The organism is Rhizobacter sp. OV335 (genome assembly GCF_900142965.1).
Classification (GTDB): Bacteria; Pseudomonadota; Gammaproteobacteria; order Burkholderiales; family Burkholderiaceae_C; genus Rhizobacter.
On the sequence record NZ_FRCQ01000014.1, the window covers coordinates 118,581 to 141,399 of the forward strand.

General features: G+C 70.0%; 18 protein-coding genes. 14 read left to right on the forward strand and 4 right to left on the reverse strand.

The window, feature by feature from the left end:
* Positions 1–19: 19 nt before the first annotated feature.
* Positions 20–2,161 carry a hypothetical protein gene (locus tag BUE42_RS16370; protein ID WP_073466169.1) on the reverse strand — a complete coding sequence of 714 codons (2,142 nt, stop codon included), beginning with the start codon at positions 2,159–2,161 and terminating at the stop codon, positions 20–22.
* Between the two features lie 168 nt (positions 2,162–2,329).
* On the opposite strand from BUE42_RS16370, the gene BUE42_RS16375 reads away from it, so the two are divergent.
* From BUE42_RS16375 to BUE42_RS16405, 7 genes are all read left to right on the forward strand, one after another.
* Positions 2,330–3,349 (forward strand): LacI family DNA-binding transcriptional regulator, encoded by a 1,020-nt coding sequence (locus tag BUE42_RS16375; protein ID WP_073466170.1) that lies wholly within the window; start codon positions 2,330–2,332, stop codon positions 3,347–3,349.
* Complete coding sequence (locus BUE42_RS16380) at positions 3,346–4,353, forward strand: ABC transporter substrate-binding protein (RefSeq protein WP_073466171.1); 1,008 nt, start codon at positions 3,346–3,348, stop codon at positions 4,351–4,353. Before BUE42_RS16375 ends, BUE42_RS16380 begins: the two co-directional genes overlap by 4 nt.
* Positions 4,350–5,162, forward strand: coding sequence for an ABC transporter permease subunit (locus BUE42_RS16385; RefSeq protein ID WP_073466172.1), 813 nt, complete (start codon positions 4,350–4,352; stop codon positions 5,160–5,162). Before BUE42_RS16380 ends, BUE42_RS16385 begins: the two co-directional genes overlap by 4 nt.
* On the forward strand, positions 5,159–5,947 hold the full coding sequence (locus BUE42_RS16390) for an ABC transporter permease (RefSeq protein WP_073466173.1): 789 nt from the start codon (positions 5,159–5,161) through the stop codon (positions 5,945–5,947). Before BUE42_RS16385 ends, BUE42_RS16390 begins: the two co-directional genes overlap by 4 nt.
* Positions 5,940–6,989 (forward strand): ABC transporter ATP-binding protein, encoded by a 1,050-nt coding sequence (locus BUE42_RS16395; RefSeq protein WP_073466174.1) that lies wholly within the window; start codon positions 5,940–5,942, stop codon positions 6,987–6,989. The genes BUE42_RS16390 and BUE42_RS16395 overlap by 8 nt, the downstream gene beginning before the upstream one ends.
* 7 nt (positions 6,990–6,996) lie before the next feature.
* A complete protein-coding gene (locus BUE42_RS16400) occupies positions 6,997–7,827 on the forward strand; it encodes a phosphodiesterase (protein WP_073466175.1) in 831 nt (276 codons plus the stop codon).
* A gap of 78 nt (positions 7,828–7,905) precedes the next feature.
* Positions 7,906–10,059, forward strand: coding sequence for a phosphocholine-specific phospholipase C (locus BUE42_RS16405; protein WP_073466176.1), 2,154 nt, complete (start codon positions 7,906–7,908; stop codon positions 10,057–10,059).
* A 13-nt stretch (positions 10,060–10,072) separates the two neighbouring features.
* Here the strand turns inward: BUE42_RS16405 and BUE42_RS16410 are convergent, their stop codons facing one another.
* The 3 genes from BUE42_RS16410 to BUE42_RS16420 are packed head-to-tail and all read right to left on the reverse strand — an operon-like array spanning position 10,073 to position 16,039.
* Complete coding sequence (locus tag BUE42_RS16410) at positions 10,073–12,727, reverse strand: glycoside hydrolase family 9 protein (protein ID WP_073466177.1); 2,655 nt, start codon at positions 12,725–12,727, stop codon at positions 10,073–10,075.
* A 15-nt stretch (positions 12,728–12,742) separates the two neighbouring features.
* Entirely contained in the window at positions 12,743–13,309 is a 567-nt protein-coding gene (locus tag BUE42_RS16415; protein ID WP_073466178.1) for a LemA family protein, read from the reverse strand.
* Between the two features lie 15 nt (positions 13,310–13,324).
* Positions 13,325–16,039 carry a glycoside hydrolase family 48 protein gene (locus BUE42_RS16420; protein WP_073466179.1) on the reverse strand — a complete coding sequence of 905 codons (2,715 nt, stop codon included), beginning with the start codon at positions 16,037–16,039 and terminating at the stop codon, positions 13,325–13,327.
* Positions 16,040–16,505: 466 nt separating this feature from the next.
* Here BUE42_RS16420 and BUE42_RS16425 point away from each other — a divergent pair, with 466 nt between their 5' ends.
* The 7 genes from BUE42_RS16425 to BUE42_RS33445 are packed head-to-tail and all read left to right on the forward strand — an operon-like array spanning position 16,506 to position 22,719.
* Positions 16,506–17,600, forward strand: a complete 1,095-nt coding sequence (locus BUE42_RS16425) for an ABC transporter substrate-binding protein (protein WP_073466218.1) — start codon at positions 16,506–16,508, stop codon at positions 17,598–17,600.
* Entirely contained in the window at positions 17,597–18,442 is an 846-nt protein-coding gene (locus BUE42_RS16430) for an ABC transporter permease (protein ID WP_073466180.1), read from the forward strand. The genes BUE42_RS16425 and BUE42_RS16430 overlap by 4 nt, the downstream gene beginning before the upstream one ends.
* Positions 18,442–19,233, forward strand: coding sequence for an ABC transporter permease (locus BUE42_RS16435; RefSeq protein WP_073466181.1), 792 nt, complete (start codon positions 18,442–18,444; stop codon positions 19,231–19,233). Before BUE42_RS16430 ends, BUE42_RS16435 begins: the two co-directional genes overlap by 1 nt.
* Before the next feature lie 33 nt (positions 19,234–19,266).
* Positions 19,267–20,124: an ABC transporter ATP-binding protein gene (locus BUE42_RS16440; RefSeq protein WP_073466182.1), complete on the forward strand. Its 858-nt coding sequence runs from the start codon at positions 19,267–19,269 to the stop codon at positions 20,122–20,124.
* A 14-nt stretch (positions 20,125–20,138) separates the two neighbouring features.
* Positions 20,139–21,494, forward strand: coding sequence for an LLM class flavin-dependent oxidoreductase (locus BUE42_RS16445; RefSeq protein WP_073466183.1), 1,356 nt, complete (start codon positions 20,139–20,141; stop codon positions 21,492–21,494).
* A gap of 41 nt (positions 21,495–21,535) precedes the next feature.
* Positions 21,536–22,456 (forward strand): TauD/TfdA dioxygenase family protein, encoded by a 921-nt coding sequence (locus BUE42_RS16450; protein ID WP_073466184.1) that lies wholly within the window; start codon positions 21,536–21,538, stop codon positions 22,454–22,456.
* A complete protein-coding gene (locus tag BUE42_RS33445) occupies positions 22,453–22,719 on the forward strand; it encodes a class I SAM-dependent methyltransferase (RefSeq protein WP_200798969.1) in 267 nt (88 codons plus the stop codon). The genes BUE42_RS16450 and BUE42_RS33445 overlap by 4 nt, the downstream gene beginning before the upstream one ends.
* Positions 22,720–22,819: the final 100 nt, after the last annotated feature.

Consider the following 22,819-nt stretch of genomic DNA (forward strand, 5'->3'; position numbering starts at 1 on the left):
GCGGGCCAGCACCGGCTGATCACCCGTTGTCCAGCGCCGAGCGCATCGCCGCGGTGCTGCGCCAGCTGGCCTGCAGCACGGCATCGCCGACCGTGCGCGCCCCCGCAGCGGCCCGGTTGGCCTGGCTCTGCCAACCCGGGCTCATGACGCCGTTCTTCAACTGATCGGCCAGGCCGGGGTCGCCGCCCGCGCCGTCGCGGCGCGCGTTCTTCACGTTCACCGCGCTGTACTGCGAGATCGCCGAGTAGAAGGCGATGGCCGCCGCGCCGAGCGTCAGCAGCACCTGGGCCCAGGCCGCCTCGCCGCTCATGCCGGGGATCGGCTTGCCCGCGTGGGCCGGATCGGGGTGCTGCCCGGCGTGGTGCTTGTTCACCTCGTACACCACCGCGTTCACGCCACGCCCCAGCGCCAGCGCACCGGCGCCGCCCAGCAGGCCGTAGGTGAACTGCTGCGACAGCCGCTGCCCGACCTGCGCCGAATACTCCAGCGGCGCACGCAGCTTGTTCCAGCCTTCGGTTGCTGCAAAGGCCACGGCGGTGCTCTCCATCGACTGGTTGAACAACTGGCGCGCGAAAGAGTCCTGCGGCAGGTCGGTCAGCTTGCCGCTGTCGATCAGCGCGACCTCGTCCTTGCAGCCCTGGATCCGCGCCGCGAGCTGCGTGGCCACCTCGTTGCCGGCCTCCAGCGCCGGGCCTTCGGCCGGTGGCAGCGCCTGCAGCCGCGCCTCGAGCTCCTTCTGCCGGCCCTCCACCATCGATTTGACGCGGCCGGCGATCGTCGTCTCGGGCTCGGTCAGCAGGGCCTGCAGCTTCTTCTCGTCGATGCCGTCGCCGGTGATCGGCCGGCCCGCCTCCCAGTCGGCCTGGCCGATGGCGTTGAACAGGTCGCCATACAGGATGCTCAGCTTCAGTTCGTCGGTCCGCGCCGTCTTCTCGTCCTTGCCCGCCGCGATGTGCTGCCCGAGCAGCGCGGCCAGCGCCAGCACGACCGACACGCCGGTGATGGCCGGCGTCGACCACTTCGCCGCCTGCAGCGCCGGCGCCAGGATGCTGCTCGCGCCCCGCGCCGTGCGCAGCCACACCTGGGCCCGCGTGGAGTTCTTCTGCCGCGCCTGCATGCCTTCCAGCCGCAGGCCGTCGACGACGAGCGCGGCCGCCTCGATTGCACGCACCGTCTGGCGCTGCTGGATATCCGCCAGCGCGTCGTGCTCGTCCTGCGACAGTGATGCGAAAAAGGCCGACATCCGCTGTTCGGTCGGCGGCTGGTCGGCCGGCAAGGCCTGCCCAGGATGCGACTGTGCGAGCGATGCCATCAGCGTCTGCATCGCCTCGGCATCCGCCTGTGCCGCCGCGTTCAGCCTCTCGAGCTTCGCCTCGATCTGCGGCAAGCTCGTGTTCGCCTTGAGGTTGCCGGGCATCTTGCCCATCGGCGCGCCCTTCTGCCGCATCACGGTGATGGCCGAAACGATCGGCGTCTGCAGCGCCGCCGTCACGAAGGGCTGGGCCGCCAGCGCCGCGCCGCTGCCGATCAGCACCTTCGTCGGCGTACTCGCCAGCCCCGCGAACGGGATCACGCCGTAGAGCAGCGCCTGGAACAGCGAACCGCTGCTCGGGATGTAGCGCCCTCCCTTGGCGGCCATCGATTCCATCGCGTGCAGCTTCTGCGGCGTCATCTGCAGCGCACCGGTCAGGAACTGCTCGAGCCGCTCGTCGGTCAGCCGCTGCGCGAGTTCGGCATGCGTGGGCGTCGTGCCGGCATTCGCTGCCAGCGGGTTGTGGCGCACCTGGTTGAGGATGTCGGCCGCGGCAGCGCGCTGCGCCGCACCCGGCACGCGCGCACGCTGCGCGCCGAGCTTGCGCTCGAAGTCCGGCAGGTTGCGCGCGAGGTGGATCTCGTCGGGATGCGGCAGGTCGATCGGCGGCGCTGTCGTCGCCTCATGCGTCGTCGCGCGGCTCAGGTCCTGCAGCGCGATGTCGTTGCCGAGGCGCGGTCGCTGTCGGCCATCGGCGGACGGCGTGCGAGAGATCGGGGGCCCGCCGTCTTCACGCGTTCGCGAAGAGCGGGTCGGTGTGACGACAGACGGTGTGGAGAGGGACGACGCGCGGTGCTGCGTGACGCCGAAGCGGGACTGCGGCGGTTTCGGGAGTGCGGGGCTCGACATGGTGACGCTGCGTGTCGCGAGGAGAGTTCAGAGGAGCTGCACTGTCTTCGTGCGCCGTTGTCATATTTCGGCGCGCACCGAAAGGCATGCCATCCATGCGAAGCGTCATGCGCCCGTCACGCAGTGCGGCTCCAATGAAAACCTTTACATCGAACCCCTGACCCCCGAGTGAGCATCATTGCCGTCGCCCAACGTGCGGGTGTGTCCATCGCCACCGTGTCGCGTGCCTTCAACTCGCCCGACCTCGTGATGCCGGCCACGCGCCATGCCATCGAAGCCGCGGCGGATGCCTTGGGCTACGTGCCCAACCTGAGCGCGCGAACGCTGCGCACCAGCCGCAGCCACACGCTCGGCGTGCTGCTTCCGACCCTCTACAACCCGGTGTTCGCCGAGTGCCTCGCGGGCATCGCCGCGGCAGCGGCCGGCACCGGCTTCTCGATCCTGCCTGCCACGACCGACTACGACGAGCGGCGCGAGCAACAGGGCGCGCGTGCCCTGCTGGCGCGCGCGGTCGACGGCGTGATCCTGACGGTGGCGAACGCCGCCGATTCGGCGACGCTCGATCACTTCAAGCGCGCCGGCGTGCCCTACGTGCTGGCCTACAACCGGCATGCGGACCACCCCTGCGTGTCGGTCGACGGCCGCGCCGCGATGCGCGAGCTGGTCGAACGGCTGCTGCGCGACGGCCACCGCCGCATCGCGATGTTCAGCGGCACGCTGGCCGCCTCCGACCGCGCGCGCCAGCGCTTCGAAGGCTACGAGCAGGCGATGCAGGCGAGCGGCTGCGAGCGCGAGCTGATCGAGGTGCCCTTCGTCGTGTCGGCCGTCGACACGCTGGTCGAGCGCCTGCGCGCCCCGCAGCGCCCGACCGCGGTCGTCTGCTCGAACGACCTGCTGGCGGTGCGCTGCCTGCGGGCCGCCGCGCTGGCCGGGCTCGCGGTGCCGCGCGACCTCAGCGTGGTCGGCTTCGACGGCATCGGCATCGGCGCCGACCTCAGCCCGTCGCTCGCATCGATCGCGCAGCCCAACGAACGCATCGGCCACGAGTGCGTGCGGCTGCTGGTCGATGCCATCGAACGCAGCGAGCGGCCCTGCGCCGCCGACAGCCTGACGCTGGCGCACGAGCTGCGCGCCCTCGAATCGCTCGGCCCCGTTTTCCGCAAACCCACCCCTGGAGTACCCCGATGAAACCCCTTCGCCTGATCCTTCGCGGCGTTGCCGCCGCCGCGCTGCTGGCCAGCGCCGGCGCGTTTGCGCAGACCGCCATCTGCTACAACTGCCCGCCCGAATGGGCCGACTGGGCCAGCGAGCTGCGCGCGCTGAAAGACAAGACCGGCATCTCGGTGCCGCCCGACAACAAGAACTCCGGCCAGGCGCTCTCGCAGATGGTCGCCGAGAAGGCCAGCCCGGTCGCCGACGTCGCCTACTACGGCGTGACCTTCGGCATCCAGGCCAAGAAGGAAGGCGTGACCGCCGCGTACAAGCCTGCCGCGTGGGCCGAGATCCCCGACGGCCTGAAGGACCCCGAAGGCCACTGGTTCGCGATCCACTCCGGCACGCTCGGCTTCATGGTCAACGTCGACGCGCTGAAGGGCAAGCCGGTGCCGCGCAGCTGGGCCGACCTGCTGAAGCCGCAGTACAAGGGCCTGGTCGGCTACCTCGACCCGGCCTCGGCCTTCGTCGGCTATGTCGGCGCGGTCGCGGTGAACCAGGCGCGCGGCGGCACGCTCGACAACTTCACGCCCGGCATCGAGTACTTCAAGGCGCTGCAGAAGAACGAGCCGATCGTGCCGAAGCAGACCTCGTACGCGCGCGTGCTGTCGGGCGAGATCGCGATCCTGCTCGACTACGACTTCAACGCCTACCGCGCGAAGTACAAGGACAAGGCCAACGTCGAGTTCGTGATCCCGGCCGAAGGCAGCGTGGTCGTGCCCTACGTGATGAGCCTCGCGGCCCGCAACCCGAACGGCGACAACGGCCGCAAGATGCTCGACTTCGTGCTGTCGAACGAAGGCCAGGCGATCTGGGCCAATGCCTACCTGCGCCCGGTGCGTGCATCGGCGATGTCGAAGGACGCCCAGTCGCGCTTCCTGCCGGCCACCGAGTACGCCCGCGCCAAGACCGTCGACTACGTGAAGATGGCCGAGGTGCAGAAGGCCTTCTCCGAACGCTACCTGCGCGAAGCCCAGTGATCGCAGCGGCTTGCCTGGCGCCGGCGGCGGCGCTGTTCGCGGCCTTCTGGTTGCTGCCGATGGCGCGGCTGGCCGCGCTGCCGGCTCTTGCCACAGGTACGGCCGGCGGCTGGTCGGCCTACGCCGCGGTACTGACCGAGCCGCGCTACCTGCGCAGCCTGCTGCAGACCACCGGGCTCTCGCTCGCGGTCACCGCCGCGGCGCTGGCGCTGGCCGCCGGCGTCGGGCTGTACCTCGGGCGCCGGCGCTTCGCCGGGCGGCGGCTGCTGCTGTCGGTGCTAAGCCTGCCGCTGTCGTTCCCGGGCGTGGTCGTCGCGTTCTTCGTGATCCTGATCGGCGGGCGGCAAGGGCCGGTCGCGTCGCTCACCGAATCGCTGTTCGGCGAGCGCATCACGTTCGCGTACGGCTTCATCGGGCTGTTCCTCGCGTACCTGTATTTCTCGATGCCGCGCGCGATCGCGGCGTTCACCGCCGCGGCCGAGACGCTGGAGCCGCAGCTCGAAGAAGCGGCGCGCTCGCTCGGCGCGTCGCGCCGGCGGGTGCTGGTCGACGTGTGGCTGCCGGCGCTCGCGCCGACCGCGATGGCGACCGGCGCGATGATCTTCGCGACCGCGATGGGCGCCTTCGGCACCGCCTTCACGCTCGCCAGCCGCTTCGAGGTGCTGCCGATCACGATCTACAACGAGTTCACCAACTACGCGAACTTCGCGACCGCCGCGAGCCTGTCGCTGGCGCTCGGCGTGATGACCTGGGCGGTTCTGTTCATCGCCGCGCGGCTCGCGGCGCGGCCGGTCGCGGGCGTCGCATGAAGCGCATCGATTCGCCGTGGCTGCTCGCCACCACCGTGCTGGTGACCGCCTTCACCGTGCTGCCGATGCTGCTGTCCGTCAGCGCCGGCCTGGTCGACAACTTCAGCACCGGCCTGGCGAGCGGCTTCACGACGCGTTGGCTGCAGGAGGTCTGGGCGGTGTACGGCTCGACGGCCTGGAGTTCGCTCGCGCTCGCGCTGGCCTGCGTGGCCTGCACCCTGCTCGTCGGCGTGCCCTGCGCCTGGGCGCTCGCCGGCAGCCGCTCGCGGGCGGCCCGGGCGTTCGAGGAGCTGATCACGCTGCCGGTCGCAGTGCCGGGGCTGGCCACGGCGCTGGCGCTGATCCTCACCTACGGCAGCGTGCAGGGCTTTCGCCGCAGCTTCGCGTTCGTGCTGGTCGGCCACGTGGTGTTCACGCTGCCCTTCATGGTGCGCACCGTCGCCGCGGCGTTCCGGCGCGACGAGCTGGTGTCGCTCGACGAGGCGGCGCGCTCGCTCGGCGCGAGCTTCGTGCAGCGCTTCCTCGGCGTGCTGGTGCCGGCCGTGGCGCCCTCCATCGTCGCCGGCTGCCTGATGGTGTTCACGCTGTCGATGGGCGAGTTCAACCTGACCTGGATGCTGCACACGCCGCTGACGCGCACGCTGCCGGTCGGGCTGGCCGACAGCTATGCGTCGATGCGCATCGAGATCGGCTCGGCCTACACGCTGATCTTCTTCATCGTGATCCTGCCGGTGCTGTGGGGCATGCAGACGGTGGCGCATCGAATCGAGAGAAAACATGGCTGACGACACTCCCCCCACCCGCATCTCGGTGCTCGACTGCGCCAAGACCTACGGCCGCGCCGACCCCGCGCTGCACCCTACCTCGCTGCAGGTCGAGCCGGGCGAGGTGCTGGCCTTGCTCGGCCCGTCCGGCTGCGGCAAGACCACGCTGCTGCGCGTGATCGCCGGACTGGTCGCACCGGACGCCGGCGGCCGCATCCGCTTCAACGACGAAGACGTGACGCAGCGCCCGATCGAGACGCGCGGCGTCGGCATGGTGTTCCAGCACTACGCGCTGTTTCCGCAGATGAGCGTCGAAGCCAACATCGGCTATGGCCTCGCGATCCGCCGCCTGCCGCGCGAGCAGGTGCGCCGGCGCGTTGGCGAACTGGTCGACCTGGTGCGGCTGAACGGGCTGGAGCAGCGCCGGCCGGCCGAGCTGTCGGGCGGTCAGCGCCAGCGCGTCGCACTGGCGCGCGCGGTGGCAGTGCAGCCGCGCGTGCTGCTGCTCGACGAACCGCTGACGGCGCTCGACGCGAAGCTGAAGGAATCGGTGCGCAGCGAGCTCGCCGAGCTGTTGCGCCGGCTGCGCATCACCGCCGTGCACGTGACGCACGACCAGCACGAGGCGATGGCGCTGGCCGACCGGCTGGCCGTGATGTGCGCCGGGCGCATCGTGCAGGTGGGCGATGCCGAGTCGCTGTACCGGCGGCCGGCGCACCCGTTCGTCGCCGAGTTCCTCGGGCGCGTCAACCGCCTTCGGCGCTGCGCGCAAGACGTGGCGGACGGCATCGTTCGCATCGCCGGCCAGGCGCTGCCCTGCCCGCCCGATTGCACCGCACCGGCCGAGCTGCTGCTGCGGCCCGAAGACATCGCGCTGCAGCCCGGCGGCCCGGTGCAGGTCACGCGCCGCGTGTTCCTCGGCGAGCGCGTGCAACTGCAGTTGCAAACGCCCGATCAAGGCGAGATCCTGTGCGAAGCCGGCAAGGAATCGCCCTTCGTGGCCGGCGATTTCGTCAGCCTGACCCTGACCCCCCGGCACCTGATGCCGGCCTGCGTGGAGTGATGCACCGATGATCAAGACGCTTGTCCAACTCAGCGACCCGCACATCAAGCTGCCCGGCGCGCGAGCCTATGGCCGCGTCGACACCGCACGGTTTCTTCGCCAGGCGGTGCAAGCGGTGCGGCGGCTCCAGCAGGCACCGACCGCGGTGGTCGTCACCGGCGACCTGACCGACTTCGGCCGGCCCGACGAGTACGCGCACCTGCGCGAGCTGCTGCAGCCGATCGACTGCCCGCTGTACCTGATGCCCGGCAACCACGATGACCGCGAGGCGCTGCGCGACAGCTTTCCGGCGCACGGCTACCTGCGCCACGGATCGCCGTTCATCCAGTACGCGATCGACCTCGGCGGGCTGCGGCTGGTCGCGGTCGACACCGTCGTGCCGCGTGAGTCGCATGGCGAGGTGTGCGCGGCGCGCGTCGACCAGCTGGCGCAGTTGCTGGCGCAGGACACCGTGACCCCCACCGTCATCGCGATGCACCACCCGCCGTTCCGCACGATGATCGGCCACATGGACGAGATCGGGCTGCGCGACCCCGGCGGTGCGCTGGCCGCGCTGGTGGCCCGACACCCGCAGGTGCGGCGCGTGATCTGCGGCCACCTGCATCGCGCGATCTACGCGCCGTGGGCCGGCACCCTCGCGATGACCGCGCCATCGACCGCTCACCAGGTCACCCTGGACCTCGCGCCCGACGCACCGTCGGCCTTCTCGATGGAGCCACCGGGCTTCCTGGTGCACGCCTGGTCGGACACCGGCGAGCTCGTCAGCCATGTCGCCTCGGTCGGCCCGTTCGAGGGACCTTTTCCGTTTCACGAAGATGACGGCCAATTGATCGACTGATCCAGTCGGCTGTGCGGCACGACACCGTGCTGACATGCGGGCCACTTACGGTGGGCATCCCTTCAAGGAGCCCACTGCATGACAGCCTTCGATCGACGCCAGGTCCTCAAACTCATCGGCGCCAGCGGCCTCGGGGGCGCCCTGCCCGGCAGCATCGCGAATGCGCTGGCGGTGCCGGCCCATCACCGCACCGGCACGATCGAGGACGTCGAGCACATCGTCATCCTGATGCAGGAAAACCGCTCGTTCGACCACCTGTTCGGCACGCTGCGCGGCGTGCGCGGTTTCTCCGACCCGCGGGCCGTGACGCTGCCGTCGGGCAAGCCGGTCTGGTACCAGCCGACCCCGACCGGCACGCTGCTGCCGTTCCGCCCGCCGGTGACCGACGTCGGGCAGACCTTCCTGCCGGATCCGCCGCACGGCTGGAACGACACCCATGCCGCGTGGAACGGCGGCCGCTGCGACCAGTGGGTGCCCAACAAGGGCGCGGTGACGATGACCTACCACACGCGCCGCGACATCCCCTTCCACTACGCGCTGGCCGATGCATTCACCGTCTGCGACGCGTACCACTGCTCGGTGCTCGGGCCGACCGACCCGAACCGGTACCACCTGTGGAGCGGCTGGCTCGGCAACGACGGCCGGCAAGGCGGACCGGTCATCACCAATGCGGAAGCCGGCTACGACTGGACGACGTTCCCGGAGCGGCTGACGCAGGCCGGCATCGGCTGGAAGGTCTACCAGGACGTGGGCACCGGCCTGAATGCCGCGGGCTTCTGGGGCTGGACCTCGGACCCGTACATCGGCAACTACGGCGACAACGCGCTGCTGTATTTCCACCAGTACCAGAACGCGCCGGAAGGTTCGCCGCTGGCCGTCGCGGCGCGCACGGGCACGCAGATCAACGCGCTGAACCGCGATCCGGCGCGCCTGTTCGACACGCTGCGCGAGGACGTGCGCAACGGCCGCCTGCCGGCGGTGTCGTGGATCGTCGCGCCCGAGGCGTTCAGCGAGCACCCGAACCACACGGCCGATTTCGGTGCGTGGTACAGCTCGCAGGTGATCGACATCCTGGCCTCGAACCCGGACGTCTTCGGCAAGACGGTGCTGTTCATCAACTACGACGAGGAAGGCGGCTTCTTCGACCACATGGTGCCGCCCACGCCGCCGTTCGCCGGGCAAGGCGCGTCGACGGTGGACACCGTCAACGAGATCTACCCGGCCGGCGATGCCGGCCACCCGAGCGCGCCGTACGGGCTCGGCATGCGGGTGCCGATGATCGTGGTGTCGCCGTGGAGCAAGGGCGGCTGGGTCAACTCGCAGGTGTTCGACCACACCTCGCTGATCCGCTTCATCGAGGCGCGCCACGCGAAGGCGCATCCGCAACTCGTCGAGACCAACATCACGCCGTGGCGGCGCGCGGTGGCCGGCGACCTGACGTCGACGCTCGATTTCTCGCGCCCTGATCGGGACCGCGTGCGGCTGCCGAGCACCGCCGGGCTGATGCCGGCCGACCTGGTGCGGCACCCGGACTACACGATCGTGCCGCCGACCTCGCCGGTGCTGCCGGTGCAGGAGCCGGGCGTGCGGCCGGCGCGCGCGCTGCCCTATGTGCTGCATGCCGAAGGCGCGGCGAACAGCGCGACGGAATCGTTCCAGCTCAGCTTCGGCAACACCGGCAAGGCCGCGGCCGTCTTCCATGTGCGCTCGGGACAGGCGGCGCAGGCGCCGCGGAACTTCACCGTCGAGCCGCAGCGCCTGCTGTCCGCCTCGTGGGCGGCCGCGGTCGACGCGTCCTATGACCTCTCGGTGAGCGGCCCGAACGGCTTCCTGCGGGCGTTCAAGGGCAAGGTCCGCGCCGACAGCAGCAAGCTGCTGATCCGCGCGAGCTACGACGAGGGGCGGCTCGGCATCACGCTGTCGATCACGAACGTCGGGCTGCAGGCGGTCGGCGTGCGGGTGCGCGACGGGTATGGGGACGGGCGCAACGACGGGCGAGGTGATGGACGCAACGACGGGCAGTTCGACGATCGCTGGGCCGACCGGCTCAGGCCCGGCCAGTCGACCGCGAAGTACTGGCCGCTCGAACGCAGCCGCGGCTGGTACGAGTTGGAGATCACCGTCGACGGCGATGCGGCGTTCGCGGCGCGCTTCGCCGGGCACATCGAGAACGGCGACGACAGCATCAGCGATCCGCTGATGGGGCGGCTGCGGCTGGGTTCGCGTCCGTGAACATCGGCCCGCCTCAGTGCGCCGTCACCACGGCGATGCTGCAGTCGCGTCCCTGGACCTGCACGTTCGATGGAATCGGCCGGGCGCCGCTGTACGCGAGCTGCATCCCGAGGTCGACCGCACTGCCTGCCGCCACCGTCGCGTTCCAGTCGACCGGCCGGACGGTGATGGTGCGCGCACTGGACGTCACCGCGCTGCTCCAGTAGTTGGTCACCGTGAAGTCGTTCGATTCGGTCCATGACAGCTGCCAGTTGCTCAAGGCCTGCGTGCCGGTGTTGGCCAGGCGGATCGCCATCACCTGGCCCGTGCCCCAATCGTTGCCGATGTCCAGCGTGACCGCGCACGAGCCGGGCGGTGGCGTCGTCCCCTGTTGCGTGGTGGCCGACACCGTGGCACTGGCGGCGCCCTCCCCGCCCGCGTTCGCGGCCGTCACCTGGTACCACCAGGTGGTGTTCGCCGCCAACCCGCTGTCGAGGTAGTTCGTCGCAGTCGGCGATGCGATGGCACTGAAGCTGCCCGCCGCCCCGCTGGCCGAGCGCTTCACCGAGTAGCTCGTCGCATTCGCCGCAGCGGTCCACGCGAGCGTCACCGACCCGGCCCCGCCGGTGGCCGTGAGACCCTGCGGCGCGGCCGGCGGGATGACCGGGCTGCCGCCACACGCCGGTGGCTCATGGCCGAACACCTTCACACCGTTCGAGTAGACCGGGATCGCCAGCGACTTGACCGTGCTGCCGGCTGCGAGCCCGGCATACGACGGGTCGTTCGCCGGGTTCCAGTACGCCGTGCCCGAGGGCGCCGCAAAGCGGAACTGGATCTCCTTGCGGTGCGCCGACTGGCCGCCCGGGTAGATGTCGGTGCCGGTGAAGTCCGCGACGGCGTAGTAGATGCTGCTCGTGCCGCAGCGGAACAGACCGCTCGCCGTGCCACCCTGCGAGTAGTTCGTGCTCAGCGTGATCGCCGAGGCCGGCACGCCGGCCGCGATCACCTCGCCCAGGTCGACGTAGTAGCGCAGCGAGAGCTTGTCGCCATGGCGCGCCGGCCAGCCCGAGCGGTTGTTCAACAGCGCCTTGATCTCGGTGTAGGTGCCGCCCGAGCTGTTGATGCCGGCCTCGACGAAGAACTCGTCCTCGGTGGCCACCTCGCGCGGCGGGAAGTTCGCGAGCGGCGCGCCGCCGGGTGCGAGCTCGTTCATCTTCGCCAGCACGCCGGTGAAGGCCGCGTTGTAGTCGGTCGCGACCTCGTTCGACACGTAGTTGCCGATGTCATCGCTGTACGAATCGTTCGCGCCCGGCCCGCCCACCATCGCGCCATACAGCAGGTGGCGGTGCTGCGCCGGCGTCGCCTGGCTGTCCAGCCACGAGCCGTGCGCGGTGCGGTGGTGCGGGTGCTGCGGCGGGTTGACGCCGAAGCCGATCAGGTAGCTGCCCTGGCGCGGGTTGTCGCCCAGCACGTAGTTGACCTGGCGCGTCGCGAAGTCGCGGTAGCGCTGCTGCTTCGCCGCATCGCCCACCACGTCGGCATAGGCGAGCGCGATGAAGGCCTCGTTCATCGCATAGCGCAGCGAGCCCCATTGGTCCAGCCAGGCCAGGCCGCCCGGCGTGTAGGTCACGCGCTGGCCGTCCGAGGTGCCGGTGGTCCAGTAGTCGAGGTTGCGCTCCAGCGCGTCCTTGTAGAGCGCCTTGCCGGTGCTTTCGGCCAGCATCAGGTAGACGCCGACGAGCTTGCTGTCCCAGCCCAGCGTCCACTTGTACGGCAGGTAGGCGGTCTGCCCTTCGGTGCCGAAGCTGCCCACGAACGACTCGGCCTTCTGCAGGTAGGCCGCCTCGCCGGTGGCGCGGTACAGCCAGGCGGCGCCCCAGGCCAGCTCGTCGTAGTAGCCCGACCAGGAGTTGTAGTAGTTGGCCGCGTCGGTGACGCAATCGGAGTACTTCGCGCGCACCGTGTCGGCGAAGGTGTAGAGCTGCCGCGCATGCGTCAGCAGTTGCGCCGCATAGGCGGGATCGCTGGGCGAGAACAGCATCGAGGCGGCCGCCATGGCCGCCGCGGTCTCGGCCGCCACGTCCGATCCGCCGCAGCTGGCGGTGATCTTGTAGCTCGGCGCCGCGAGTGGGTAGACCTCGACCGGGCCCCACCAGCTGTGGTCGGTGCCGCCGTTGCCCACCTGCACCACCAGCTCGTTCGGCGCGGTGTGCGCGCGCATGAAGTAGTCGTTGACGAAGCGCAGGTTCGCGAGCAGCGCGTCGTACTGGCCGGCGGCCTGGTAGCCGGCCTTGAAGCGCAGCCCGCCCCAGGCGAGCTGGGTTGCGCTGAAGGCCATCGGGAAGCCGAACTTCACATGGTCGCCGGCGTCGTACCAGCCGCCGGTGAGGTCACGGCCGATGTCGCTTCCATCGGACAGGCGCGAATCGCCGCGCCAGCTGGTGACGCGGTTCCAGGCCGGCAGCTTGCCGGACTGTTGTGCCTCGTAGAACAGCACCGATTTCTGCAGCGCCTCGGCGTAGTTGAAGCGTGGCGCGGCCAAGGGGGCGGCCATCGCGCGGGCGCGCGCGCTGTCGCGCGCCGCGGTGTCGTCGGGCGCGGGGCTGTCCCCGCCGCCACACGCACTCAATGCGGCGACGGTGCAGGCCAACGCCCCGCGCCGCAGGCGATGGATGAGGTTCTCGTTCATGGTGATCTCCCTGGATCAGAGGTTTGTGGGCACGGAGGCGTAGCCGGCCAGGCGGGCGGCGATCGCATCCGGGAACGACTGGGTCAGCGCGTTGTAGCTGCCGGCGAAGCGGCTGTAGCGCGCGCGGGCCTCGGCCAGCTGCGCTTCCGACTGCAGCAGCTGCCGGTGCAGGCCTTGCAGTGCGGCGTCATCGCGCAGCGTGGGTTGCCGCTGCGCCGCGGCCACGAGCCGGAACAGCATGCCGGTCAGCTCGCCCTGGTTGCGCTTGAAGGCATCGAGCGCGCGCGGGTCGTCGAGCAGGCCCGGCGTGCCGGGCAGCGCCGCCGCACGCGCCAGCGCGCCGCGCGCGGCCTCGACCAGCTGCGGATCGACACCGGGCACCGCGCCGGCCGCCTGCAAGGCCGGCACGGCGAGCCGGTTGCGCTCGGCATAGACCTGCGCGACCTGGCGCCACTCGGCCGTGCTGGCCGTGCGCGCCTCACCGAGCCGGATCACCATGCGCGAGCCCCAGGCCGCAGCGCCGGCCGCCAGCACCAGCCCGAGGGCCAGTGAAGCGAGTCGCGCGTCATGTGGGTGGTTCATCGCATCCCCCTGTCGTCACTTGATGGTGACCGTGCAGCTGTGCCCTGCCAGCGCCAGCCCGGTGGGCACGGGCTTGGCGCCGCTGTAGCCGATCTGCATGCCGAACTCGACGCTGCCGCTGGGCGACAGCGTGCCGTTCCAGCCGGCCGGGGTGGCCACCACGCCGCGGCCGTTCTTCGTCACCGTGGCGCTCCACGAATTGGACAGCGTGAAGTCGTTCGATTCGGTCCAGCTCAGCGACCAGCCGGTGATCGGCGCCGTGCCCGTGTTGCCCAGCTTGATCGCAGGCACCTGGCCGGCCCCCCAGTCGTTGCTCGTGTCGAAGCTGATCGTGCAGTCGGCCACCACCACGTCGTTGTCGACCTCGGTGGCGGCGAGGCTGGCGCCGGTGTGGCCGGCAGCCGCCAGGGTGAAGCTCGCGCTGCCGTTGGCCTGGTCGGCATCCTCGGCGGCGGCGATCACCAGGTTCTGCGGCACGTTGTAGTTGGCCGGCGTGAAGCTCAGCGTGGTGGTGGCCGTGCCCAGGTCGGCGTCGCCGCCGGCGGCCTTGCTCACCGTCACCGTGACCGTCCCCGCCGGCGCCTGCGACAGGCTGACGCCGACGCTCGCGCTGGCGCCCTCGGCCACGCTCAGCGTGCCCGCGCTCAGCACGATGGCCGGCGTGCCGCCGCTGCCGTCGCCGTCGATGTTCGCGTAGTCGTTGAAGGCCATCGCGATGTCGGCCTGCGCCCAGAAGCGGTGGTAGACCCAGTCGGGCGAGGCACCGCCGGCCAGGTAGGCCTGCAGCTTCGGCCACTGCGGATCCTGCTGGTACTTCGGCCGCAGGCTCAGGAAGGTCGCGTTCGAATCGATGGTCGCGCCCTGCGCGTTGGTGCCGGTCCAGCCCGAGGGCACGTAGACACCCGAGCCGGTCGCGGGGTCGTAGGCGTCGTCGAAGCGCAGGTAGTCGGTGCGCTTCTCGGCGATGGCGATGCCCTTGCTGTCCTGGTAGCGGGTCCAGGCGCGGTCCAGCAGTTCCTTCGCGAGGGTCCTGGCGGCCGCGTTGCCGGATTTCGCGGCGTAGTGGATCAGCGTGCGCGCGAAGGCGGCGGTGGTGCCGATGTCGGTCGTGCGATCGGCCACCGTGACGCGCAGGTTCGCGTTCGCGCCCGGCGCGGCGGGGTTCCAGGTGTCGGGCTGGCCGCTCCACTTCAGCGTGCTCGGGATGGCGTAGCTGCCGTCGGCGTTCAACACCGTCTGGGCCGAGGCCCAGGCCACCCACTTGTCGAGCAGCGCCTTCGCCTTCGCGTCGCCGCTCGCGCGGTAGTACTCGGCCACCCGCTGCATCGACCACACCTGCATGCCGAACCACTCGTTCGAACCCGGGTCGTGGTAGACCGGGTTCTCGTCGTAGGCCATGCCATAGAAGGTGGCCGTGCCGGCAGGCGGTGCGCCATAGTTGCCCTCCCAGCTGTTGGTGGCGCCGCCGGCGATCGCGCCGTCGGCCGACTGCAGCCAGCGGTAGAACTCGAGCTGGCGCGCGAGGCTCCTGGCCCAGTCGCCGGCCGCCGTCGGCGAGCCCGGCTTGAAGTCGGCCTGCGTCGACAGCGCCCAGGCCGCGAGCGGGTTCTGGTAGCCGAAGTGGTTGTGGCTGGAGCCGATGCGCCAGGCCCAGCCGGCGCTCGTGTCGGTCGCGCCGCCCCAGGCGTAGTACCAGCTCATCAGGTAGGTCTGGTTGTCGCGAAAGCCGTTCGCGTCCGGCAGGCCGGTGCCGGGCGCGCAGGCCTGCGCGCCGACGCAGTTGCCGATCTTCTTGAAGTACTTGTCGAACATCGCGTAGCGCAGGTAGTCGCCCATGCGGGCCGCCTTCTTGACGAGGTCGGCCACGTCCGCGCCCTTGCCCTGCGCCTTCGCCCACACCGAGGCCCAGTAGACGGCCTGGATCGCGCGCGCATCCGCATCCGGCGCATTGGTGTAGCGCCACTGCTTCGCGTAGCTCTGGTCGCCGATGAACAGGCTCAGGAAGCCCTGCGTGCCGCCGCTGCGGCCCCAGCGAAAGGTCTCGCACGACGGATGGGGAATCGTCTCCCACACCGATTCCTGCGGGCCGCGCTGGAAAGTGTTGATGTAGGCCGGCTTGGTGGTGCCGTCGCCGCAGCGGCCGTAGCCGTACCAGTTGTCGACGTCGGTCAGCCAGTGCATGCCGTAGATGTCGCGCGTGCCGTAGGCCGTCGCCAGCTCGGTGGCGATCGGGTCCTGCCCCGCCGTCACCGAGTTGTCCAGCGGCGCGGGGTAGTTCTTCGGCAGCGCGAACTCGCCGGCGTAGGTGGCCGGTTTGGCGGGGTTGTAGAAGCTGTTGGTGGGCTGGTCGGCGGTGGGGTTGTAGAAGCTGTTGGTGGGCTGGTCGGCGGTGGGCGGGATGATGGTCCTCTCCATCGTCGCCCAGGCGGCCTTCAACGGTGCCCAGTCGCCGGTGACGCGGCCGTACTGCGCCTCCATCCAGAGCCAGAAGCTGTAGGCCTCGGAGGTGGTCTCATGGCCGTAGTCCGGCGCCTCGACCATCAGCGTCTCGATCGAGTGGTACGGCACGCCGTCGCTGCTGAAGTAGCCGTTCGCCGGATCCTTGATCTTGTTGTACTGCGTCAGGAAGCGCTGCGTGTACTCGGCGTCAGCGGCGCGCGCCGGTGCGGCGAGCGACAGGGCGAGCACGGCCGCGGCAACGGCCGAAAGCATGTGGAATCGGGTCTTCATCGAAATGTCTCCTGTTGTGAAAACGTTTTCACTGCAATGAAACTGCGATCAAGCGCACAGCGCCACCGCGGCGCCAGGGCGCAGCGGTGGGTACAACGATTCGCGGAGTGTTCGAGCGCGGTCAGGACGGGCTGGGGATGCCCGTGCGCTCAGGGGTGGCCAATGGCCTGCGGGAGGACTGCAACTGCATCATTCCGTGTCTCCTTTCCCTCGGCGCGGCGGTCTTGCGACGGCGCGCCGTCATGTTCTGGACGGTTTGTCTACAACTGCGGTTGAAATCGATTTCAACGCAACCAGTGTGCCGCCGGTCGCGCGCTCGCGGCATCCGGGTTAGCCCCATCAGATGCAACGCGTCGTGTCGCCGCTCCGCGGCGGGGGCAGATATGCAAGCGCGAAATGCGCAGTTCACAGCGCCGGCCCGCGCTCCTAAGGTCTCGCACCAATCGCTGCTTCTCTGGTGGACACCATGAACCCGACACTCCGGCATCGCCTCGCCGCCCTGCTCGTGACGCTCACCGCGGCCACGCTCTCGTTCGCGCAAACGCCCACGACGGCCACGACGATCCGCATCGGTGTCGCGACCGGCGGGGTCGGCACGCCGCCGCGCACCGGCAGCTCCACCGTCGGGCTCGTCAATTCACAAGGCCTGCTCGAGCAGGAGTTCGCGAAGGACGGCATCCAGGTCGAGTGGATCTTCTTCAAGGGCGCCGGCCCGGCCGTCAACGAGGCCCTCGTCAACAGGCAGCTCGACTTCGCATGGCAGGGCGACCTGCCGTCGATCGTGCACCGCGCCGGCGGCGTCAAGACACGCATCATCGTCGGCAGCGGCGTTCGCAACGGCCTCTACCTCGGCGTGCCGCCCGACTCCACCATCACGAAGCTCGAAGACCTGAAGGGCAAGCGCGTCGCCGTCTTCAAGGGCACCAACCTGCACCTGGCCGCGGTGCGCGCGCTGGCGGCCAAGGGCATCAAGGAGAGCGACCTCAAGCTGATCAACCTCGACACCGCCGCCGCCCAGGCCGCCCTCACCACCAAGGACATCGACGCGGCCTTCGGCTACGTCGAGCTGTTCGTGCTGCGCGACAAGGGAACGGCCAAGGTCGTCTGGTCGGCCGCACAGGACTCGTTCCGCTACACGCGCCAGACGGTGCTGCTGGTCAGCGACGAGTTCGCGACCAGGCAGCCGCAGATCGTGCAGCGCGTGGTCGACACGGTGGTGAAAACCGCGCGCCTCTATTCCGATGAAGCGCAGCGCGGTGAGCTGTTCACGCAATGGGGCAAGGCCGAGTACCCGGAAAAGTTCTGGCGCGAGGACTTCACCGGCCAGCCGCTGCGGGTGCGCCTGTCGCCACTGCTCGACCCCTTCCTCGTCGCCCGCTACAAGGACGCGACCGACGAGGCCTTCAGGCTGAAGCTGATCCGCAGCAAGCCCGAGATCGACACCTGGTTCGACCGGCGCTTCCTGAACGCCGCGCTGAAATCGCAGAAGCTCGAAGGCTGGTGGCCCGAGTACGCGGCCGATGGCCAGCTGGTCGGCAGCAGCCTGGCGGCGACACGATGAGCAGCGACCTGATGATCCCCATTGCGACGGTACCCGGGGAGTCTGCCGTGCCGCGGCCGGCACGCGCTTTTCCCTGGCCGAAGGGACCGCTGCGCGACTGGCTGCTGGCTTGGCCGCTGCCGCTCGTGTTGCTGGCCGCGTGGGCACTGGCGGCGCACTTCGAGTGGGTGGCGCCGCAGGTGCTGCCGGCGCCCGAGGCGGTGCTGGTCACCCTCAAGGAATCGCTGCTCAGCGGCGAGCTGTGGGCCAACCTGCAGATCAGCCTGCTGCGCGTGCTGGCCGGCTTCGCCATCGGCCTGGCCGGCGGGCTGGCGCTCGGCGTCGCGATGGGCCTGTCGCCGACGGTCAAGGACTACGTCTACCCGAGCTTCAACGTCTTCGCGCAAGTGCCGGTGCTGGGCTGGCTGCCGCTGCTGATGCTGCTGGTCGGCATCGACGAGGCGCTGAAGGTCATCCTGATCAGCAAGGCCGCGCTGGTGCCGATCGCCCTCAACACCTGCAAGGGCATCCACGGCGTGCCGACGCGCCACATCGAGGTCGCGCGGGTGCTGAAGTTCACGCGCTGGCAGATGCTGTCGAGGGTGGTGTTCCCGGCCGCGCTCGCGCCGATCTGGAACGGCGTGCGCTACGGGCTGACGCATGCGTGGCTCGCGCTCGTCGTCGTGGAACTGCTCGCGTCGAGCGAGGGGCTGGGCTTCATGATCGTCTACGGCCGCCAGCTGTTCCAGCTCGACGTGGTGCTGGCCGCAGTGGCGGTGGTCGGCGCGGTCGGCTATGCGCTCGACAAGCTGCTCGCGCTGGTCGAGCGCCGGCTGCTCGCCTGGCGTCGGGAGGCCTTCTGATGTCGGCCGCAAGAATTCCCCAGCGCGTTCCCAAACCCCTGCGCGGCTTCGTGCTGCCCGCCCTGCTGCTGCTCGCGTGGTGGGCCGCGGTGCGCTTCGGCTGGTCGACCTCGCCGCTGCTGGTGTCGCCCGGCAAGGTGTGGCAGACCGCCGTCGAGCAGGTCACGTCCGGCCAGGTGTTCTCGGCGCTGGCGGCCAGCCTGCGGCGCGACCTGATCGGCTTCGCGATCGGCGCGTTCGGCGGCCTCGCGTTCGGTGCGGCGCTCGGTGCCTCGCGGCTGTTCGAGAAGCTGGCCGGCCCGAGCTTCCACACGCTGAAGCAGATCTCGCTGTTCGCGTGGATCCCGTTGCTGTCGGTGTGGTTCGGGCTGGGCGACGCCGCCAAGGTGGCCTTCCTGTCGCTGGCGGCCTTCTTCCCGGTGGTGCTGAACACCTTCGAGGGCATCCGCAGCGTGCCGGCCGACCTGCTGGAAGTGGCCCGCACGCTGAGGTTCACCCGGCTGCAGACCTGGGCGCGCGTGATCTTGCCGGCGGCCTCGCCGTCGATCTTCGCGGGCATCCACCTGGGGCTGATCTACGCGTGGCTGGCCACGCTCGGCGCCGAGTACCTGCTGATCTCCGGCGAAGGCATCGGCAACACGATGATCGACGGCCGCGAGCACTTCCTGATGGACCTGGTGCTGTTCGGCGTGATCGTGGTCGGCCTGGTCGGCTTCACGCTCAACTGGATCGCCGGCCGCATCGAGGCCCGCGCGCTCGCCTGGCGCGGCCGCTCGGTCGCGCAGTTCTGAAATCCCGCTGAACACCCCACGAGGACACCCACCATGGCACACACCGGCACCCTGCAGATCCAGCACCTGAGCAAGCAGTACGAGGTCCAGGGCGACCCGCTGCCCGTGCTGCAGGACATCACGCTGACCGTCAACCCGGGCGAGTTCGTCAGCATCGTCGGCAGCAGCGGCTGCGGCAAGTCGACGCTGCTGCGGCTGATCGTCGGGCTGGAGGACGACTACCAGGGCGAGGTGCTGCTGGACGGCGAGCGCATCGTCGGCACCAGCCTCGACCGCGGCATCGTGTTCCAGGAGCACCGGCTGTTCCCGTGGCTGACGGTGGAGCAGAACATCGGGCTCGGGCTGCTGAACGGCCAGCTCAACGAGAAACAGAAGGCCGACACGGTGCGCGAGCACATCGCGCTGGTCGGGCTGGAGGGCTTCGAGACGGCCTGGCCGCACCAGCTGTCGGGCGGCATGTCGCAGCGCGTGGCGATCGCACGCGCGCTCGTCAACCGACCCGAGGTGCTGCTGCTCGACGAACCCTTCGGCGCGCTCGACGCACTGACCCGCGCCCATCTGCAGCAGGAGCTGCACCGCATCTGGCAGACCGAGGGCATCACGATGATCCTCGTGACGCACGACGTCGAGGAGGCGGTGTACCTCGGCGACAAGGTGGTGGTGATGGAGCCACGGCCGGGCCGCATCCGCCGCATCGTGCCGGTGGCGCTCGACCATCCGCGCGACCGCGTCGGCCTCGCGTTCTCGCGCGTCAAGGAAGACGTGCTCGCCGAGTTCGCCGGCGAGGCCGAGCAGGCGATGCGGGCCCGCCATGCCGGCCGCCAGGATGCCGACGACGAGCGCACCGGCACCCGTTCCGCGCTGCCGGCCGGACTGCGCTTCGCGCTTTGACAAGGAGGAGTCCCATGTCCGACCGGAAAATGCGCCTCGGCGCCTTCATCATGGCCACCGGCCACCACGTCGCCGCCTGGCGCCACCCGGGCTCGCAGATCGACTCGGGCGTCAACATCGACCACTACATCCAGGTCGCACAGACCGCCGAGCGCGGGCTGTTCGACCAGGTCTTCGTGGCCGACAGCCCCGGCCTGCAGCACCGCGGCGACGAGGAGTCGCTGAGCCGCCAGGGCCGCGTCTCGTACTTCGAGCCGGTCACGCTGTGGGCCGCGCTGTCGGCAGTGACGAAGCACATCGGCTTCGTCGCGACCGCGTCGACCACCTACGAAGACCCGTTCCTGCTGGCGCGCAAGTTCGCGTCTCTCGACCACCTCAGCAAGGGCCGCGCGGCGTGGAACGTCGTGACGACCGCCGCCGAGAACGTGTTCGGCAACTTCGGGCTCGACGCCCACCCCGACCCTGCCGTGCGCTACGAGCGCGCGCACGAGTTCGTCGACGTGGTGAAGGGCCTGTGGGACAGCTACGACGACGACGCCTTCGTGCGCGATGCGGCGTCGGGTGTGTACTTCGACCCGAAGAAGCTGCATGCGCTGAACCACGTCGGCAAGTACTTCAAGGTGAAAGGCCCGCTGAACATCGAGCGCTCGCCGCAGGGCCACCCGGTGATCGTGCAGGCCGGCTCGTCGGAAGACGGCAAGGAGCTCGCGGCCGCGACCGCCGAGGCCATCTTCACCGCATGGACCAGCGAGGCCGAGGCACGCGCTTTCTACCAGGACGTGAAGGGCCGCATGGCGAAGCACGGCCGCCACCCCGGGCAGTTGCTGGTGCTGCCGGGCATCTCGCCGGTGATCGGCCGCACCGAGGCCGAGGCGAAGGCCAAGTGGGCCGAGCTGCAGAAGTTGATCCACCCGTCGGTCGGGCTGAACACGCTGGTGCAGTTCTGGCCGAACGACGACCTGCGCCGCTGGGACCTGGACGCGCCGCCGCCCTGGTACCCCGAGCCGCCGAAGGGCATCAACAGCCGCGCCCACGTGGTGATCGAACTCGCGCGCCGCGAGAAGTTCACGGTGCGCCAGCTGTACGACTACCTGGCCGGCGCGCGCGGCCACTGGGTGGTGGTCGGCACGCCGCAGACCATCGCCGACCAGATGCAATCGTGGTTCGAGAACGGCGCGGCCGATGGCTTCAACGTGATGCCGCCGGTGCTGCCGCAATCGCTCGACGAGTTCGTCGAGCTGGTCGTGCCGGAGCTGCAGCGCCGCGGGCTGTTCCGCACCGCGTACGAAGGCCGCACGCTGCGCGAGAACCTCGGGCTGGAGCGACCGGCCAGCCGTTATGCGCAGGTCGCTGCAGCGCAGGCTGCTTGATCCCTACGCCATTTTTCCAACGACCCACCAGGAGGATTCCCATGAGTGCTGTCCTGACCCCGTCGACCACTGCCACCACCACCGGACTCGACATCGCTCCGGTGTCCGGCCGCATCGGCGCCGAAGTGCGCGGGCTGCGCCTGTCGGGCGCGTTGCCCGCGGCCACCTTCACCGCGATCAAGCAGGCGCTGTACCGCCACAAGCTGCTGTTCTTCCGCGGCCAGCAGCAGCTGGACGATGCCGGGCAGCAGGCCTTCGGGCGGCTGTTCGGCGAGCTGGTCGACCACCCGACGGTGCCGTCGAAGGACGGCACGCAGATCCTCGAGCTCGACTCGAACCACGGCGGGCGCGCGAACTCGTGGCACACCGACGTGACCTTCGAGGTCGCGTACCCGCAGGTCTCGATCCTGCGCGCGGTGACGCTGCCGCCGTACGGCGGCGACACCGTGTGGGCCAACACCGCGGCGGCGTACGACGAGCTGACACCGGCGCTGAAGGCGCTGGCCGAGAACCTGTGGGCGCTGCACGGCAACGACTACGACTACGCGGCGACCCGCGTGACGCCCGATGCGCACGGCGCGAAGCGCTACCAGGAAGTCTTCACCCGGCGCCTGATCCAGGCCGAGCACCCGCTGGTGCGCGTGCACCCGGAGACCGGCGAACGCACGCTGGTGTCGGGCCACTTCATCAAGAACTTCATCGGCTACAACACGCAGGACAGCGACCACCTGTTCGCGATCTTCCAGAACCACATCACGCGGCTCGAGAACACGGTGCGCTGGCGCTGGGCCGAGGGCGATGTCGCGATCTGGGACAACCGCGCGACGCAGCACTACGCGATCAACGACTACGGCGATGCCCACCGCGTGATGCGGCGCATCACCGTGAGCGGCGATGCGCCGGTGGCGGTCGACGGGCAACGCAGCCGGGCGCGGCCGAACCCGGCGCGGAGCACGGCATGACGGCCGTGGTGGCCACGGCGGCGCCCAAGGTGCGGCTGGACCACGACACCTCCGAGCTGGCTGCCACCTGCGACCGCGTCGGGTTCCGGCAGTTCGAGCACGGCAAGCAGCTGATCGCGCTGCTCGGCCTGCAGCCCGGCCAGCGGGTGCTCGACGTCGGTTGCGGCACCGGGCTGCTCGGCGCCTGGGTGGCCGAGCGAAGCGTGACGATTCCGCTGCAGCGCCACCTCGTTTTCGCGAGCGCACGCCGACCCGCGACCTGATCATTTTTCCGGCGCCGGAGCGGCAAGCGAGCAGCACCGAGCGCGTGCGCAGCGCCTTGCTCGAGGCTTTGCCGGCAGGCGAGCTTCCGATGGAGGCGGT